The organism is Proteus sp. G2675 (assembly GCF_963886535.1).
Classification (GTDB): domain Bacteria; phylum Pseudomonadota; class Gammaproteobacteria; order Enterobacterales; family Enterobacteriaceae; genus Proteus; species Proteus mirabilis.
The window spans coordinates 137,688-151,025 of the sequence record NZ_CAWPCB010000028.1; the positions used below are offsets into that span (position 1 = coordinate 137,688).

The 13,338-nt window shown below is 37.0% G+C and carries 18 protein-coding genes and 1 pseudogene; 12 read left to right on the forward strand and 7 right to left on the reverse strand.

Features of this window, described 5'->3' with window-relative positions; all coding sequences use genetic code 11:
• Positions 1-42: 42 nt before the first annotated feature.
• The 6 genes from AACQ49_RS07960 to racR all read right to left on the reverse strand — a co-directional run bounded on the left by AACQ49_RS07960 (position 43) and on the right by racR (position 4,440).
• Positions 43-1,170, reverse strand: a complete 1,128-nt coding sequence (locus AACQ49_RS07960) for a site-specific integrase (RefSeq protein WP_004247122.1) — start codon at positions 1,168-1,170, stop codon at positions 43-45.
• Positions 1,151-1,393 carry an excisionase gene (locus AACQ49_RS07965; protein ID WP_004251672.1) on the reverse strand — a complete coding sequence of 81 codons (243 nt, stop codon included), beginning with the start codon at positions 1,391-1,393 and terminating at the stop codon, positions 1,151-1,153. The genes AACQ49_RS07960 and AACQ49_RS07965 overlap by 20 nt, the downstream gene beginning before the upstream one ends.
• A 61-nt stretch (positions 1,394-1,454) precedes the next feature.
• Entirely contained in the window at positions 1,455-1,985 is a 531-nt protein-coding gene (locus AACQ49_RS07970) for a hypothetical protein (RefSeq protein WP_004247124.1), read from the reverse strand.
• 56 nt (positions 1,986-2,041) lie between these two features.
• A complete protein-coding gene (locus AACQ49_RS07975; RefSeq protein WP_004247125.1) occupies positions 2,042-2,869 on the reverse strand; it encodes a YfdQ family protein in 828 nt (275 codons plus the stop codon).
• Between the two features lie 65 nt (positions 2,870-2,934).
• Positions 2,935-3,309 (reverse strand): hypothetical protein, encoded by a 375-nt coding sequence (locus tag AACQ49_RS07980; protein WP_004247126.1) that lies wholly within the window; start codon positions 3,307-3,309, stop codon positions 2,935-2,937.
• 648 nt (positions 3,310-3,957) lie between these two features.
• Positions 3,958-4,440, reverse strand: a complete 483-nt coding sequence (gene racR / locus AACQ49_RS07985; protein ID WP_004247128.1) for a DNA-binding transcriptional repressor RacR — start codon at positions 4,438-4,440, stop codon at positions 3,958-3,960.
• A 103-nt stretch (positions 4,441-4,543) separates the two neighbouring features.
• Between racR and AACQ49_RS07990 the strand changes: the two genes are divergently transcribed.
• From AACQ49_RS07990 to AACQ49_RS08035, 10 genes and pseudogenes are all read left to right on the forward strand, one after another.
• Entirely contained in the window at positions 4,544-4,783 is a 240-nt protein-coding gene (locus AACQ49_RS07990) for a transcriptional regulator (RefSeq protein WP_004247129.1), read from the forward strand.
• Positions 4,784-4,867: 84 nt separating this feature from the next.
• Positions 4,868-5,326 (forward strand): YmfL family putative regulatory protein, encoded by a 459-nt coding sequence (locus tag AACQ49_RS07995; protein WP_004247130.1) that lies wholly within the window; start codon positions 4,868-4,870, stop codon positions 5,324-5,326.
• Positions 5,327-5,614: 288 nt separating this feature from the next.
• Positions 5,615-5,794 carry a DUF4222 domain-containing protein gene (locus AACQ49_RS08000; RefSeq protein ID WP_004247132.1) on the forward strand — a complete coding sequence of 60 codons (180 nt, stop codon included), beginning with the start codon at positions 5,615-5,617 and terminating at the stop codon, positions 5,792-5,794.
• Positions 5,795-5,806: 12 nt separating this feature from the next.
• Positions 5,807-6,898 (forward strand): hypothetical protein, encoded by a 1,092-nt coding sequence (locus tag AACQ49_RS08005; RefSeq protein ID WP_004247133.1) that lies wholly within the window; start codon positions 5,807-5,809, stop codon positions 6,896-6,898.
• A 171-nt stretch (positions 6,899-7,069) separates the two neighbouring features.
• Positions 7,070-7,777 carry a phage regulatory protein/antirepressor Ant gene (locus AACQ49_RS08010; protein ID WP_004247134.1) on the forward strand — a complete coding sequence of 236 codons (708 nt, stop codon included), beginning with the start codon at positions 7,070-7,072 and terminating at the stop codon, positions 7,775-7,777.
• Positions 7,777-8,802, forward strand: coding sequence for a DUF968 domain-containing protein (locus tag AACQ49_RS08015; RefSeq protein WP_004247135.1), 1,026 nt, complete (start codon positions 7,777-7,779; stop codon positions 8,800-8,802). Before AACQ49_RS08010 ends, AACQ49_RS08015 begins: the two co-directional genes overlap by 1 nt.
• A 27-nt stretch (positions 8,803-8,829) precedes the next feature.
• Positions 8,830-9,228, forward strand: coding sequence for an antiterminator Q family protein (locus tag AACQ49_RS08020; protein WP_004247136.1), 399 nt, complete (start codon positions 8,830-8,832; stop codon positions 9,226-9,228).
• Between the two features lie 342 nt (positions 9,229-9,570).
• Complete coding sequence (gene cspE / locus AACQ49_RS08025) at positions 9,571-9,783, forward strand: transcription antiterminator/RNA stability regulator CspE (RefSeq protein ID WP_004247137.1); 213 nt, start codon at positions 9,571-9,573, stop codon at positions 9,781-9,783.
• A gap of 7 nt (positions 9,784-9,790) precedes the next feature.
• A pseudogene (gene ymcF, locus AACQ49_RS08030) lies at positions 9,791-9,913 on the forward strand (cold shock small protein YmcF); the annotation flags it as partial.
• Positions 9,914-10,184: 271 nt separating this feature from the next.
• On the forward strand, positions 10,185-10,706 hold the full coding sequence (locus AACQ49_RS08035) for a YagU family protein (RefSeq protein ID WP_004247148.1): 522 nt from the start codon (positions 10,185-10,187) through the stop codon (positions 10,704-10,706).
• Between the two features lie 323 nt (positions 10,707-11,029).
• Here AACQ49_RS08035 and AACQ49_RS08040 read toward each other — a convergent pair whose 3' ends face one another.
• A complete protein-coding gene (locus AACQ49_RS08040; protein WP_004251632.1) occupies positions 11,030-11,365 on the reverse strand; it encodes a carboxymuconolactone decarboxylase family protein in 336 nt (111 codons plus the stop codon).
• A gap of 103 nt (positions 11,366-11,468) precedes the next feature.
• On the opposite strand from AACQ49_RS08040, the gene AACQ49_RS08045 reads away from it, so the two are divergent.
• Together AACQ49_RS08045 and AACQ49_RS08050 are read left to right on the forward strand one after the other, a co-directional pair.
• Positions 11,469-12,395 (forward strand): helix-turn-helix domain-containing protein, encoded by a 927-nt coding sequence (locus AACQ49_RS08045; protein WP_004251618.1) that lies wholly within the window; start codon positions 11,469-11,471, stop codon positions 12,393-12,395.
• A gap of 415 nt (positions 12,396-12,810) precedes the next feature.
• Complete coding sequence (locus tag AACQ49_RS08050) at positions 12,811-13,233, forward strand: hypothetical protein (protein ID WP_004251614.1); 423 nt, start codon at positions 12,811-12,813, stop codon at positions 13,231-13,233.
• Positions 13,234-13,338 lie beyond the last annotated feature (105 nt).

Sequence of the window (13,338 nt, forward strand, 5' to 3'; positions counted from 1 at the left end):
GTTATCAAAACGAGTTATCAAAACCGCCTGAAATTTGAGCAATTAAATCACGATTTTTATCCAATCTTTCCCTCGATCATCATGGTATTTATCCGTTTGAATTTGGTTTTTATGACCCAGCAAATCTTTAGTGTTTATACCTTGTGCTCGATATAACCTTTCAGATAAAGAGCGCTGTTCGTGAAATGTTGCAGGTGTTCCTTCTCCCCAATCAATATCCGTTTTATTTCTCGCCTTTTTAAAGTTAGTCGTTAGTGTATTTGCTGTAACTTGTTCGCCACGTTTAGATTGTGAAGTGGTATGAAAATAATGAATAAGATAAGGGCTAATAACGCGATCACGACAACGAGCAACAACTTCACGTAATGACATATTTAATTGTTCAGAACGTAGTGATAATGGAATAGCTAATTTGGTGCCAGTTTTTTCTTGGATAATATGCAAATGATCATCCCAAATATCACTAAACTTCATTGCCGAGATATCACCTAATCGTTGGCCTGTAATAAGTGCAAGCAACATGGCATTGCCCATATAACGATGTTGTTTGTCAGCAATCTCAAATATCTTTTTCCATTCATCAAAATTAAGGCGTTGGCGAGTTACTTTTCGTTTCGGTTGTTTAGTGGCGAGGGCAGGGTTATAACCAGGAGGAACTTCACCTGCATGTTGTGCTTCTTTAAATACATCAATTAAAACAGAACGAATAACTTGTGCCATTCTGTGCTGGCCATTAGATTTATATTCATCAAGGATCCCAGCAATATCTCTGGCATCAACTGCGGGTAATGGTTTCATGGATAAGGCTTGCCTCATTAAATCGACTGGCTTCCTTTTTTGTTTATAGGTATTTGGCTTTATATCACCTTCTTTTAAACGCTCTTCTTGAATAGCCCAGTATTTATCTAACCAAGTATTAACCGTGATTTCTTTACCTTTAATTTTTGCCACTCGATCACTAATAGCCATAACTTGTCGGCTTCGTTGTTCTGCTAATCTTGTATTAGCTTCAATGGCTATTGCTTTCGCCTCGGCTTCATTGTCACCGAGGGCATGATATTTACCTGTTACAGGATGGCGATAACGCCAATAAACCTTGCTGGATTTACGACTAAGTAATGGGTAAAGATTAGGAATATTGACGTTATTTTTACGAGGTCTGGCAGCCATCTTTGAGGATCCTCTGTAAAATAAGGTTATCGTTGTTATTGATAACCGGTGATGTCAAATTACCGACAAGGTCGGCATCTTCTCTCACGCGCCAAATGCCACCTTCTTTCCTTGCTGGTGGGTAGAACAGGCCACCACGAGCATATCGTTGTAGCGTTCCTAACTTTGGTGGACGACTTTTATATCTTTCTTGCGCCCACTCCTCTAAAGTCAACATTTGCATATTTTTCTCTCCACACTGTCCGTACACAGTTTAAATAGATATTAGTCAATGCTGGTGGTTATTAGCCCTTTTTCTCTTTATAAAGTTCATTAAAACGGCGTAAGAATAGGGATTTTGCTTGTCGAGGGGTTAGCGGGGTGACAGCAAAATCGCTAGCTGGAATACCTTCAAGCATTAACCAGTTACTACCTGCATCAATGTCTAAATCACGCTTTTCTGTGGCTAACATCACTAGGTCTGCAAAATGGACTTCATCAGATATATTTTCAGGTAACCCAAACTTTTTGCGGATCATTTTTTCCACACGCAATTCAATTAATTTATATTCAGGCAATAACTTTTTAAGTGGTGACGGTAGGTCTTTGACATAAGCTTCACTGGCATCATGAAGTAGGGCCTCTAAAGCAAATTCAGGTGCAACTAAATAACTTGCATATACAGAATGCTGAGCAACAGAATAGAAATTATCAATCTGTCCATTAAAGCGACACTCATTAGCTAAACCTGTCGCAATATCTTGAATGTCTATATCTTCGATCCGTACATCTAGGTAATAGAAATGTTTATTTGTTGCTGTTGCAATATAAGACATTATTCTCTCCACACAATTTACAAATGCCACCAAGTTAGTGGCATTTGTGCGATTAATTACGCTGAAAATTTACCAATGAATGTTTCGATTTTGCTTTCATTGAATTCATTGCAAAGCATATCTCGAAACTCTTGAGCGATTTGTTCTTCAAGTTTTTCAAGTTGAATGATTCGAAGAACTAAAACGGGAATATCATCACCAGTGAGTACGCTATAACGTAATTTAATGCTACGTTCTTTTAATTCGTCATAAGGAGTACAAGTAAACTGGAATGTAGCAGGCATAATGTCTTTGCTTCTTGCTTCAACATTTTCTAACACTGAGCGTTTAGCACTAAAATCAGCATTTTCATGTTCAGCAGAGCGTGTTGATTCAATCGTAATACGACGAACAGCAGAAATAGCTTGTTTGATATCTAAAACATTACCGTCAGCATCAAATGCCATTAAATAATCGTGCCAATCTTCTAACCACTCGGCTAATTGTTTTTGACGATATTTAACACCATCCATTTTTAATAATGCTGTGAATGGGGCGGTTTGTTTTAATTTCACAATAGCAGTGTTATCAGCATGACCTGCTTTACCTATTGTGCCGAGATTAAAAATAGTTTCGGCACTCATTTCATCGGCATCAATAAAGCAGCTAACACCTTCATCAATTGCATTCTTGATTGAGTATTTAACAAAGTCGCTGATACTGGTTGTTTTCATTTCCCCGCGAAAACGGAAACGACCTTCTTGTAAATTTTCTAAACTACTTACTTTAAAGTCATTCGGAAGCACAATCGCTGGACAAAGAGATTTTTCTATTGCTTCGAGGCTTAATGAAGCCACGGTCATATCTTGAATTTGCGAAATAGCATTACCGTCTAATTGAGACATGAGTAGACTCCTACTTATTTAAAAGTATTAAATTAAATGGATAGGTTTAATTAAAAATAAGAAAACTAATTAATGGCTTTTAATTTACCATCGGGCTGACCTTGTAAAGAAAATAATTGACCTTGATCTTCTTGCATAATGGTCAACTTGCCGCCTTTACCCACGTACATAGGTGTTTTGGTGGTATCTTCCTCAGTCCGTTTTCCTCTAGGTGTTGGTGCAGAGAATTTAAGCTTATGAGTTATTTCAACTCGTTTTTCTTCCATTGAATTACTAAGGCGAGCAAAATCTAATTCAATAGTGACTTTGCCTTTTCCACCATTATTTAAAACGCCTAAAGCCACATCATTTAAAACAGCAGAGACTTTATTTTCAAAAACGCCAGCATCTAATTCAGAAAGAAAGTCAGGGACATTTGTCTTACGATCTTCTTGGCTCATTTCTATAACCTCATGTTATCTCTTCACACAATAAGAAAGGGCACTAGCGAGTTGATACAACCCGGATAAGACATTTCACAAGTAATATTAGTACCCTTACTTATTGTTAGAGTCATAATCAAAAAGAGTGGACCACCTGTGGTTGCATCAGCCCGATTGGGATTCGGATTTCTAGCTGGCTGCAGGTTACTTTTTTTCACGCCCACGCTCTTTGGTTATAAAACTAACTTTATAAAAATGGCTGACTGAGCAGAACATTATCACCACAACCCCTTTTAATGGTAAAAGACTCAGTCAGCCATTGTTTCTCTTCACACGTTCTCTTCACACATAAAAATCATTTATTTTGTGTTTGAATAGCACTTTTGATTCTGTACTCGTCTATTTCAGCATCTAGTTTGCAATATCTTCATCAGTGAAACTTACTGGAAGTATGATTACTGGTTCAGTTATCATTTACTTTTCCTTCACATATAAAAATTTAGCTTATTGTTATAAATGATATTAGGCTAAGCCTAATCTTTAGTCAATAGGCTATGCCTAATAAATTAAATGAAATTAGACGATGATTATTTTTTATATCAAAATCAATTGAGTAGATAATTAGGAAAGGCCTAGCTTAACAAGTTTCCATCAGACCAAATGAGTTTAAGCTGGACGCTTTGAGGATTTTTTATTGCTTTTATTGTTATTTAACCATTCAGAGGCTTGTCGTTCTAAAGTTATAATGTATGCCCTAGTATCACTATTAACCCAAGAAGGTTCTTTTGTATTATTTTGCAGCAAAAGATATTTTATTATTTCTTTTCTTTCTGCCGAAGCTGACATATAAGCATGAATAAGGCTATTAAGTTGATGTTCATCATGTGTACATCTTGATTCAGCTTTATTTACTGGGAGGTGAAACTCCTTTAAGCCCCAATGTTCAGGTCCAACAACATCAGAAAAATAACTCCATAATTCAGGTAGCTTATCTTTTGAAATGGAGCCTTTTTTTATCCAATCATAAATAGATGGTAGCTTTACATTGAAATGTCGAGCAATCTCAGTTTTTGATTTAACTGATCCTGATGATAGTTTTTTATTAATTGCCTGCTCTATCGCTCGGCCTAAATCTTTACCATTAAGCATAGCCTAATTATCTTATCTTTATATTGTGTAGGCAATTCCTATTGATTTAACATTAGGCTTAGCCTAACATTGTATTTCAATATAGGCCGGAGGTAATTGAATAATGGATCAAATAAGTGCCACAACCGCAATAAAAAAAGCATGTAATTATGTCGGTGGGCAGTCTGAAATGGCTAAACGCTTGGGTATTTCACCGCCTACAGTAAATCAATGGATCAATGGAACTCGAAAAATTCCAGCACGACGTTGCCCTGAAATAGAAAAAGTAACTTCAGGAGTGGTTCGATGTGAAGAACTAAGGCCTGATGTTGATTGGTCTTATTTACGGGGAACTCAACAATGATTTTTATACTTACTTTATTGAAATAAACAATAGCAAAACCGTTTAAAGCAGTTAACTACAAGAATCTATCAATGGTGGTAGGAAATGAGTTGTCAATCAATAAAACAGGTAGTGAAAGCGATGTGTGAGGCGACAGCTGGTGGACGTGAAGCAATGGCTGGTGCGCTCGGTCTGTCTTTAACATCATTCAATAACAAGCTTTATGAGAAAAACGGTTGTCGTTCATTTGATTTAAATGAGTTGTTAGCGATGCAAGATATTTCTAAAACCGTTTTGTTTGCTGAGTTTGTTGCTCGTGAATCCAATCGCTTGTTAGTGGATAGAGTCAATCCAGCTGAACTAGACACAACCGAGTTATTCACATTACGCAGCAATGTTGATGAAATGCAAGGGCATTTAGCGTTACTGATGAAAAATAGTTTGGCTGATGGTGTTATTGATAACGAAGAAGAGCAGAAAATAAAAATGATGTTGGATGGATTAATTTCGCAGATCCACACATTTATGAATGCGTTTGTTTTGTTACATCAAAAGAGAAATTAAAGATGGCTATATCCAGAAAGGGTGAAGCCAAAGGTGTACGGCCTCTGGCTTCGGTTTGCCAAATTTCAATTGTGTGAAGAGAAATTAGCATGAGTAGATTAGCGCATTTAGTACCTAAAAAGCAATTCCGATGTTTACCTGTCTCAGGTCGTCAGTCATTCCGCTATGTAGAAATCATAGTCTCTGACGAACAACCAGACAACTACAAGAAATCTGCATGTTTGGTAGATAGACAGTCTCTTAAAAAGGCATGGGCTGATTTTTATTTTTCAAGTGGAGAGCGGGACAATGAGCAATGAGAACCCAAACCAACTTGATCGCTACTATAAAAATCACCGAGGTATCGTTGTTCATGTTGTTCGTTATGACAGAGAAAAACAGCGCGTTATTTTTATGCTTGATGGTTGTGACGACCCACAGTGTGAACCTGTACAGCGTTTTAAAGAGAAGTACACACGTATTAAGTAATGAGGTGGCAAGATGAGTTTATTATTACTAAAAAGTCGCCCTTTAGTCGTTATTCCTGAATTAGCGGTACGCCTTGGTTTAAATGAGGCGATGCTGTTACAGCAAATTCAATATTGGCTAACTGAAACCACTTCAGGTGTTGAATATGACGGCTCACGCTGGATTTATAACACAGTTGAGGAGTGGAAGAATCAATTTCCTTTTTTCTCTGAATCAACGATTAAACGTGCTTTTACTAATTTGAAAAAGCAGGGTGTTTTACGCATCGAGCAAATCAATAAATCGAACCATGACCGCACTAATTATTATGCGATTAACTACGATCACCACTTGCTGACCGATGAGGTCAATATGACCCAATCGAATGGTGATAATTCATCTGATCGAACAGTTCAAAATGACCTTATCGATAAGCGCAAATTGAAACCATCAAACAGTGCAAAATGCGCTGTTCTGAACGGGTCAAAATGGCCTGTTCTTACAGAGAATACAACAGAGATTACTTCAGAGAGTACAACAGAAACAGATCATTCGTCGCAGAATTCTGACGAATCCAGCGACCAGTCGAAAAATGATTTTTTAACTCGTTATCCTGAAGCAGTGATTTACAGCGCTAATGGGCAGAAATGGGGGGATGAAGATGATTTAAAAACGGCGAAATGGATGTTTGGTCGTGTTAAAAAACTGAATCCGTCCGCGTTAGAGCCTACTTGGTATGACTGGGCGAACGATATCCGCCTGATGCGCCAAATCGATGGGCGTACCCATGAGAAAATTTGTGCCTTGTTCGATTGGGCTAACAAAGATTCATTCTGGCACAAAAATATTTTAAGTCCTCGAAAATTACGTAAACACTTTGATGAACTCACTATCCGTAGCCAAGAGCCAAGGAATGAACCAAAAGTTCAAGTTGACACCATTGAACGCGATAGTGCCTTTTCCCGCTTGATTGGCTCTCGCTCTAAACCTAAAAACCGCATTGAAGAAATTGCACTTGAGCTAGCAGGTAAAACAGGCATTCGTCGTATGAGTGAGTTTTCAGGTCGCCAAGCATGGAACAGCATTTGGAAGCAAGCGATAGAAATGTTACAGGAGACTCAGTAATGCTAACTAAATACATTTTGTTCGTTGGTTTTTGGTTTGTAGTGACATTATTGATTGGGTTATGGGGTACTTATGCCTGAGTTGATGTTAATGGATATTGTGAAGGAGAGAATAATCTGCCCATTTAATCACGTGATGTACGGTCACGAGTAAAACGTGGAGAGAAATAGCATGATGCAAAAAATAATGGAAGTTTCAGTATTACCCATAATGAATCGTGAATTAACTATGTCGAGTCGAGAGATTGCCAGTTTAACGGGAAGTAATCATTCCGATGTTAAGCGTTCTGCCGATAGGCTTTTTGTTGCTCAAATTTTAACCCAGCCATTGGCTGAGTTCCCTTTTGAACATAACGGCAATCAATATACTGAATATCGTTTTAATAAAAGAGACTCTCTGGTGTTGGTAGCTCGATTGTCACCTCAGTTCACAGCAAAAATAGTTGATCGCTGGCAGGAATTAGAATCAAAAATGCAGCCAGTCATTCCTCAAACATTACCAGAAGCATTGCGATTAGCAGCAGACTTAGCAGAAGAAAAACAAAAATTGGAAAGTGAACTGGCGATTGCGACACCTAAGGCTCAGTTTGTTGATAATTATGTTTTATCCCATGGTTCTATGACATTTCGACAAGTGTGTAAATTACTGCAGGCGAAAGAAACCGATTTTCGTTGTTTTTTAATTGATAAGAAAATTATGTATCGCTTGAATAATACGTTTACGCCTTATCAAACTCATGTCGATCTTGGTCGCTTTGAGATAAAAACGGGAACGAACCAAAAAAATAACCACGCTTTTGCACAATCAAGGTTTACTACTAAAGGTGTGAAGTGGATTGCAGGGTTATGGGCTGAATATAAAGTTGAGGATGAGATTTAATGAAACTACTCTTAACGCCCTATATTCAGTCTGACCTTGGCGTTGTTTTATTGAAGCCTGGAGCGGAGTTGCTTAAGCAATTTAAACCACATTCGCGCGTGATTATTAGCGATGTACCAAAAAGTTTAGATAAATGGCCTTCTGGGGCATTAACAGGAAATGAACAGCCATTATTGGATAACAAGGGCATTGTTGATTTTTTGAATAATAAAAAAGTTCTCCAAGCTATGGGAGGATTGTCATCGATGAATATGTGGATAGGCAGAAATATCCATTGTTGTCAGATTAACGATAAGCATGACAGTTATCATCATCATGAATTAACAACCACATGGCATAAAGACGGTGTGATACGGACTTGTTGGTACCATGATAATCATATTCGCCATTCATCAGCTGAGTGGGTTGCTGAATTGGCTCATAAAAATCGTATTGCTTGGATGGTAGACACTATTCGCAGTCGTTTAAGATTGGATAATGGCCACCAGCTGACAGTACCCGATTTTTTCTCATTTGCTGTGATGCATAAACTGGTTGATGAATTACCTGATGCGATATTACGTCAAATTTTGGATTGGTCTGAAAAACCTAAAGAGCGCAGGGTACATGGTGGTTTTCCTGAAGCAGATATTATTCCAAGCAATGTAACAGCACTATCAACAATGAATGAACGATTAGACATGATAAGACCAGTCATAAAAGTTGCTATCGATCCTGAGCCACTAGCGTCATTCCTTTTGAAACCTAAAATGCAACGTTGGGAGAATTCCCAATGGCTTCAATGGGTGAAAACACAGCCTTGTTGTGTTTGCGGACAACAAGCTGACGATCCACATCACATTATCGGCCATGGTATGGGAGGTATGGGAACGAAAGTTCATGACTTATTCACTATTCCATTATGTCGGCAACATCATGATGAGTTACATCGTGATCCCAAGTTGTGGGAAGCCACTTATGGCAATCAAATCGAATTGTTATTTTCTTTTCTAAATCGTTCATTAGGAATAGGGGCATTGGTTTAACGTGTATACGGCACGGGGAGCATTAGTATGAGAGATATGCAGGAAGTTTTATCGCGTTGGGGAGCGTGGTCAGCTAATGAGGGAAATAGTATCGATTACTCATCAATTGCCGCAGGTTTTAAAGGGTTGATTCCAAGTTCAAGACGAAGCCAAGAGCAATGTTCAGATGATGATGGCTTAAAAATCAATAAAGCGGTATTACATTTAAAGATAAATAATAGTTACTTGTTTCAATTGGTTATTATGTACTATGTGAAGAATTATCCTTTGCGTTCAATGGCTTCAAAACTCGGTATTTCGCATAATGAAGTGGCTAAGCGATTACAGGCAGCGGAAGGATTTATTGAAGGGTGTTTATCGGTTGATAATGTAAAATTAGATATGGATAAAATAATTAAAAAATACCCTATTTATAGTCTTGCGTAATTACAAAACACAATATATTGTATTAATAATGGTTTTGATATTACATGGTTTATCTATTAAGAAAAGCTCGTGAGTATAACGAGGTTGTGTTTTTTAGAGGTGCACGTAATCTGATTTACAGCTAAAAAATAAAGTTTGCTATCTGAATTTTTCTATGGCTTAATAGCGTCACTGGTTTGGAAGTACAGACCTATTTATGTTAGTAAGTTTAAAGTTGTTCCCATTTAGCGTTATCCTCGATACCTCTTCATTGTGAATTCCTTCTAATTAATACCCATAAGTAAAAATACAAAACAAACCGCCTATGCCTTATGGCAAATTAAATAAATTAAGGGAAATTCTATGTCTAATACAATGACTGGTACAGTAAAATGGTTTAACGATGATAAAGGTTTTGGTTTCATCACTCCTAAAGATGGAAGTAAAGATGTATTTGTACATTACTCTGCAATTCAGAGTGATGACTTCAAATCTCTGATGGAAGGCCAAGAAGTTTCATTTACCATGGAAAATGGTATGAAAGGCCCAGCAGCAGGCAACGTGGTGGCTCTCTAAAGGCGCTATTACTATTTACCTCTATTTTAAATGCCCTTGTTGTCGCGGTTCACAATATAGAACATCACAATTTGATGTCACAGTGAACAATCCGCACGGCGCAAAATGTATCTTTTGCAAAAGTGTGATGACAGCTCAAATGAGTTGAGCATTAAATAGTTGAATATACAAAACCTCGCTTTGGCGGGGTTTTGTTTTTTTTAAATATATTTATAATTATTAATTAAAAAATTTGTTGGAAGTTTTTCGTTTTCATTGATTGTTTGTTTATATTCAAGATGAAATTTATTGTTATCCTATAAGAATAAACCTGCAGTGTTTAACTAATAATTAAAATAATAAACAGGTATTCTTATCTCTACTATACTCATAATATTCAATTTATAGAGCGAGTATATATAATGATTGATTTGTTTAAGTTAACGAAAAAAAGTTCTAGGCATATTGGTATAGCAATATATGTTGGTATTATAGCGGGTATCTTTTCAGCTTTAGTTAAATCTGGTTTTGAAGACCTAATTCCCCCGAGAACACTTGAAACGACACCCCCGCCAGTCGTCTTACTCGAAAAGCTTGGATTAAATATAGATACTATGACTTATCATTGGATGGGATATAGTATTAATTGGGGCGGTAATGGTGTTCATATATTATTCTCAATAGTTATCGCTGTGACATATTGTGTTATTGCTGAATTCTTGCCAAAGGTTAAATTATTACACGGTATTTGTTTTGGTATTGGCGTTTCTGTTTTTGCTCATGGTTTAGTCGTACCTCTACTAGGATTGTCTGGCTGGCTTTGGACAGCAGGTTATCAAGCATTAATTTCTGAGTTTGTTGGAACCGCTTTTTGGATCTGGTCAATTGAAGCGATTAGACAAAATTTGCGTTATTGTTTAACTAAAGAAAATGATGCTGAGTAGATAAGGAAGTTCAACCTTAATCTGTTATAAATTTCTTAAAGATCGCTTAGGCGGTCTTTTTTCGTATATGCCGACCACAGAATCAATCACCCTCGTTATCACGTTCACACAAGAGCTGTGAGTCGGCATCTTATTGATTAAATTCTTCGTTAATTTAGTTGAGTTTTACTTTAAGAGAGTTAGGTATGGAGCATTTACTTTGAAGAAGGAAATGAAAATCTCAATGTGTAATGATAAGTCTCTTAAATAATAGACCCCAATTATTTTTGGGGTCATATATTGAGATTATTGAATTAATATCCCTGATATTGATTTATTACGAATTAATTTTCAGGTGCAATAGCATCCAATACTCGAGCAGAATAAACCATCGCAGCACCAGTATTTAATGCAACAGCAACACCGAGTGCTTCTGCAATTTCTTCATGACTAGCACCCAACTTTAAAGCGGTGTCAGCATGTACGGCGATACAACCATCACAGCGTGTTGTGACTGCAACTGCTAATGCGATTAATTCTCTTGTTTTTGCATCTAAATGATTAGTTTTTTTACCTGCATTGGAAAGTGCTTGGTAGCCAGTAACCGTATCAGGTGTTAATTTTCCTAACTCACCAATACGCCCCATTAATTGTTTTCGATATTCATTCCAATTAAGCATGATATTAACCTTATTGAGTTAACTGAATTATTGGTTGACATTATGGGATGAAAAAAAAGATGATGACATCATCAAACGAATCAATTTTTAGTGAATTAGTCTCATGGATACGTTGAGCCAACTCTTATACCTTTCTCAAGGGCAATTGCAATTAGATGTGTTTTGTCAAATGAAAGGACATTTTTCCTTACCGCATGTTTCATCTGTTGAACATGAAACTATTTTTCACTTAGTTCTATCAGGGCAGTGTTATGTTCAGATTGAAAAATCAGCCCCTATAGTTTTATCCGAAGGCACTTTTTTAATGTTAAACAGAAGGCAATCACATACCCTTTGGAGTGGAGAACGAGATATAGAACCTCCCCCTTTTTTGCATAAAAATAATGGCTTCTTACCTGTTAAGTACACAAAATCTGAAGATCAGACTCAACATGTTGATTTGCTTTGCGGGCGAATGGCTTATGCTAAAGGAAGCGGGTTACTATTATTAAATGGGTTTCCTGATATGGTAGTGGCAAATTTGGTGGAAATGCCAGGGCTAACAGTATTGAATTTATTTAGCCAGTTGCTTCGAGAGGAAGCCATTAATGCAAATCAAGGGGCGGCTGCGATACTAAATGGGCTTGCTCAGACTTTATTCGCTTTTGCATTACGTGTTTATGGGCAAAAACCAGATATAAACTCAAGTTGGTTAGCATTATTAGCTGAACCTCGGTTAAGTCGTGTATTTAATTCTATGTTAAATGAACCACAAAAAGGGTGGACACTTGATTCTTTAGCTAATGTCGCTTCAATGTCACGAGCGACTTTTGTGCGTCAATTTAAAGCAACGGCGAATACGACACCTGGCGAAGTTCTACAATCCATTCGTATGCTAAAAGCACTTTCATTATTACAACAAAATAAATATACATTATCAGATATCGCAGAAAGAGTCGGATACCAATCTGAAGCTGCATTTAGTAAAGCATTTAAAAGTGTATTTAATTGCAGACCAGGGCAGTGGAAGAAGCAACAGAGTAAAGTGTAAAAATTTGCACAGAGTAAAGAAGAATTATTACTTTCTTTTGAAGTCACTTCGGTGACTTTTTTGTTATCTAAAGTAAAAACGAAATTATATTTGCGCTTAAATTAATCGCTGAGTAAGGGAATTGAGAAGCAGAAGAAGTTCACTATTACTTAAGTGACGGGAATGCTGTTCGAGTTATCATTCCCGATTTGAGTAAAAAAAAGCCGACGCGCTAGGAGTCATGTCGGCATAAATCTTCGGGAAAAGTGTTAATAACGAGAGCGATCATTAACTATAAAGCAATGTATCAATATCGGAGAAAAAAAAGCACATTTACGAATAATAATCATTATCATTTAATTGTCAATTATATGAGGTCACTACAGTGACCTTTTTCTTGTCTAAATATGATATATATCAATAAAAGGTGTGTGTTATGTCAAAAGAGATAAGCGAATTACAGTTTAGTCTTCACTATGCCTCAGAAACAGACAGTGAAAAGAATACCTCCGCCATTTTAACGGCGAATATCCATACGACTGATGGTGAAACTCAACAACTGACACAATTAATTTGCACGACATCTTCCGCAGGTAAAAAGCAATATCGAATCGGCTTGCAAAAAATTAGTGATGCTGGTGCTCCATTGCTGGTGGCGATTGAATCTTATTGGCGTAAAAACACACAAGAGAGTTGTATTTATTTTTTAGAGAAAGCAAAACAGTTTATTCAAGGACACTTACAACAAACGAATACATGGATATCCATGTACGGCCTTGTGATTGTTTCTAATGCGTCACTGGAAGAACAGTTGCCTGAAGATTTATTAAAAGCACTTAAAGTATCAATACCCGCCTAATTTTTTAACTTTCTCACACTAATCATTAACGGACACTCCTCAGGGGGTGACTATGCGTATGGAAAAATTAACCAATGTAACTTATGGAACAGCAGGCCTAACGGC

Bases quoted from the DNA above. Each gene is read 5' to 3' on its own strand.
- AACQ49_RS07960 (WP_004247122.1), bottom strand. From the start codon at position 1,170: ATGGCTGCCAGACCTCGTAAAAATAACGTCAATATTCCTAATCTTTAC.
- AACQ49_RS07965 (WP_004251672.1), bottom strand. From the start codon at position 1,393: ATGCAAATGTTGACTTTAGAGGAGTGGGCGCAAGAAAGATATAAAAGT.
- AACQ49_RS07970 (WP_004247124.1), bottom strand. From the start codon at position 1,985: ATGTCTTATATTGCAACAGCAACAAATAAACATTTCTATTACCTAGAT.
- AACQ49_RS07975 (WP_004247125.1), bottom strand. From the start codon at position 2,869: ATGTCTCAATTAGACGGTAATGCTATTTCGCAAATTCAAGATATGACC.
- AACQ49_RS07980 (WP_004247126.1), bottom strand. From the start codon at position 3,309: ATGAGCCAAGAAGATCGTAAGACAAATGTCCCTGACTTTCTTTCTGAA.
- racR (WP_004247128.1), bottom strand. From the start codon at position 4,440: ATGCTTAATGGTAAAGATTTAGGCCGAGCGATAGAGCAGGCAATTAAT.
- AACQ49_RS07990 (WP_004247129.1), top strand. From the start codon at position 4,544: ATGGATCAAATAAGTGCCACAACCGCAATAAAAAAAGCATGTAATTAT.
- AACQ49_RS07995 (WP_004247130.1), top strand. From the start codon at position 4,868: ATGAGTTGTCAATCAATAAAACAGGTAGTGAAAGCGATGTGTGAGGCG.
- AACQ49_RS08000 (WP_004247132.1), top strand. From the start codon at position 5,615: ATGAGCAATGAGAACCCAAACCAACTTGATCGCTACTATAAAAATCAC.
- AACQ49_RS08005 (WP_004247133.1), top strand. From the start codon at position 5,807: ATGAGTTTATTATTACTAAAAAGTCGCCCTTTAGTCGTTATTCCTGAA.
- AACQ49_RS08010 (WP_004247134.1), top strand. From the start codon at position 7,070: ATGATGCAAAAAATAATGGAAGTTTCAGTATTACCCATAATGAATCGT.
- AACQ49_RS08015 (WP_004247135.1), top strand. From the start codon at position 7,777: ATGAAACTACTCTTAACGCCCTATATTCAGTCTGACCTTGGCGTTGTT.
- AACQ49_RS08020 (WP_004247136.1), top strand. From the start codon at position 8,830: ATGAGAGATATGCAGGAAGTTTTATCGCGTTGGGGAGCGTGGTCAGCT.
- cspE (WP_004247137.1), top strand. From the start codon at position 9,571: ATGTCTAATACAATGACTGGTACAGTAAAATGGTTTAACGATGATAAA.
- AACQ49_RS08035 (WP_004247148.1), top strand. From the start codon at position 10,185: ATGATTGATTTGTTTAAGTTAACGAAAAAAAGTTCTAGGCATATTGGT.
- AACQ49_RS08040 (WP_004251632.1), bottom strand. From the start codon at position 11,365: ATGCTTAATTGGAATGAATATCGAAAACAATTAATGGGGCGTATTGGT.
- AACQ49_RS08045 (WP_004251618.1), top strand. From the start codon at position 11,469: ATGGATACGTTGAGCCAACTCTTATACCTTTCTCAAGGGCAATTGCAA.
- AACQ49_RS08050 (WP_004251614.1), top strand. From the start codon at position 12,811: ATGTCAAAAGAGATAAGCGAATTACAGTTTAGTCTTCACTATGCCTCA.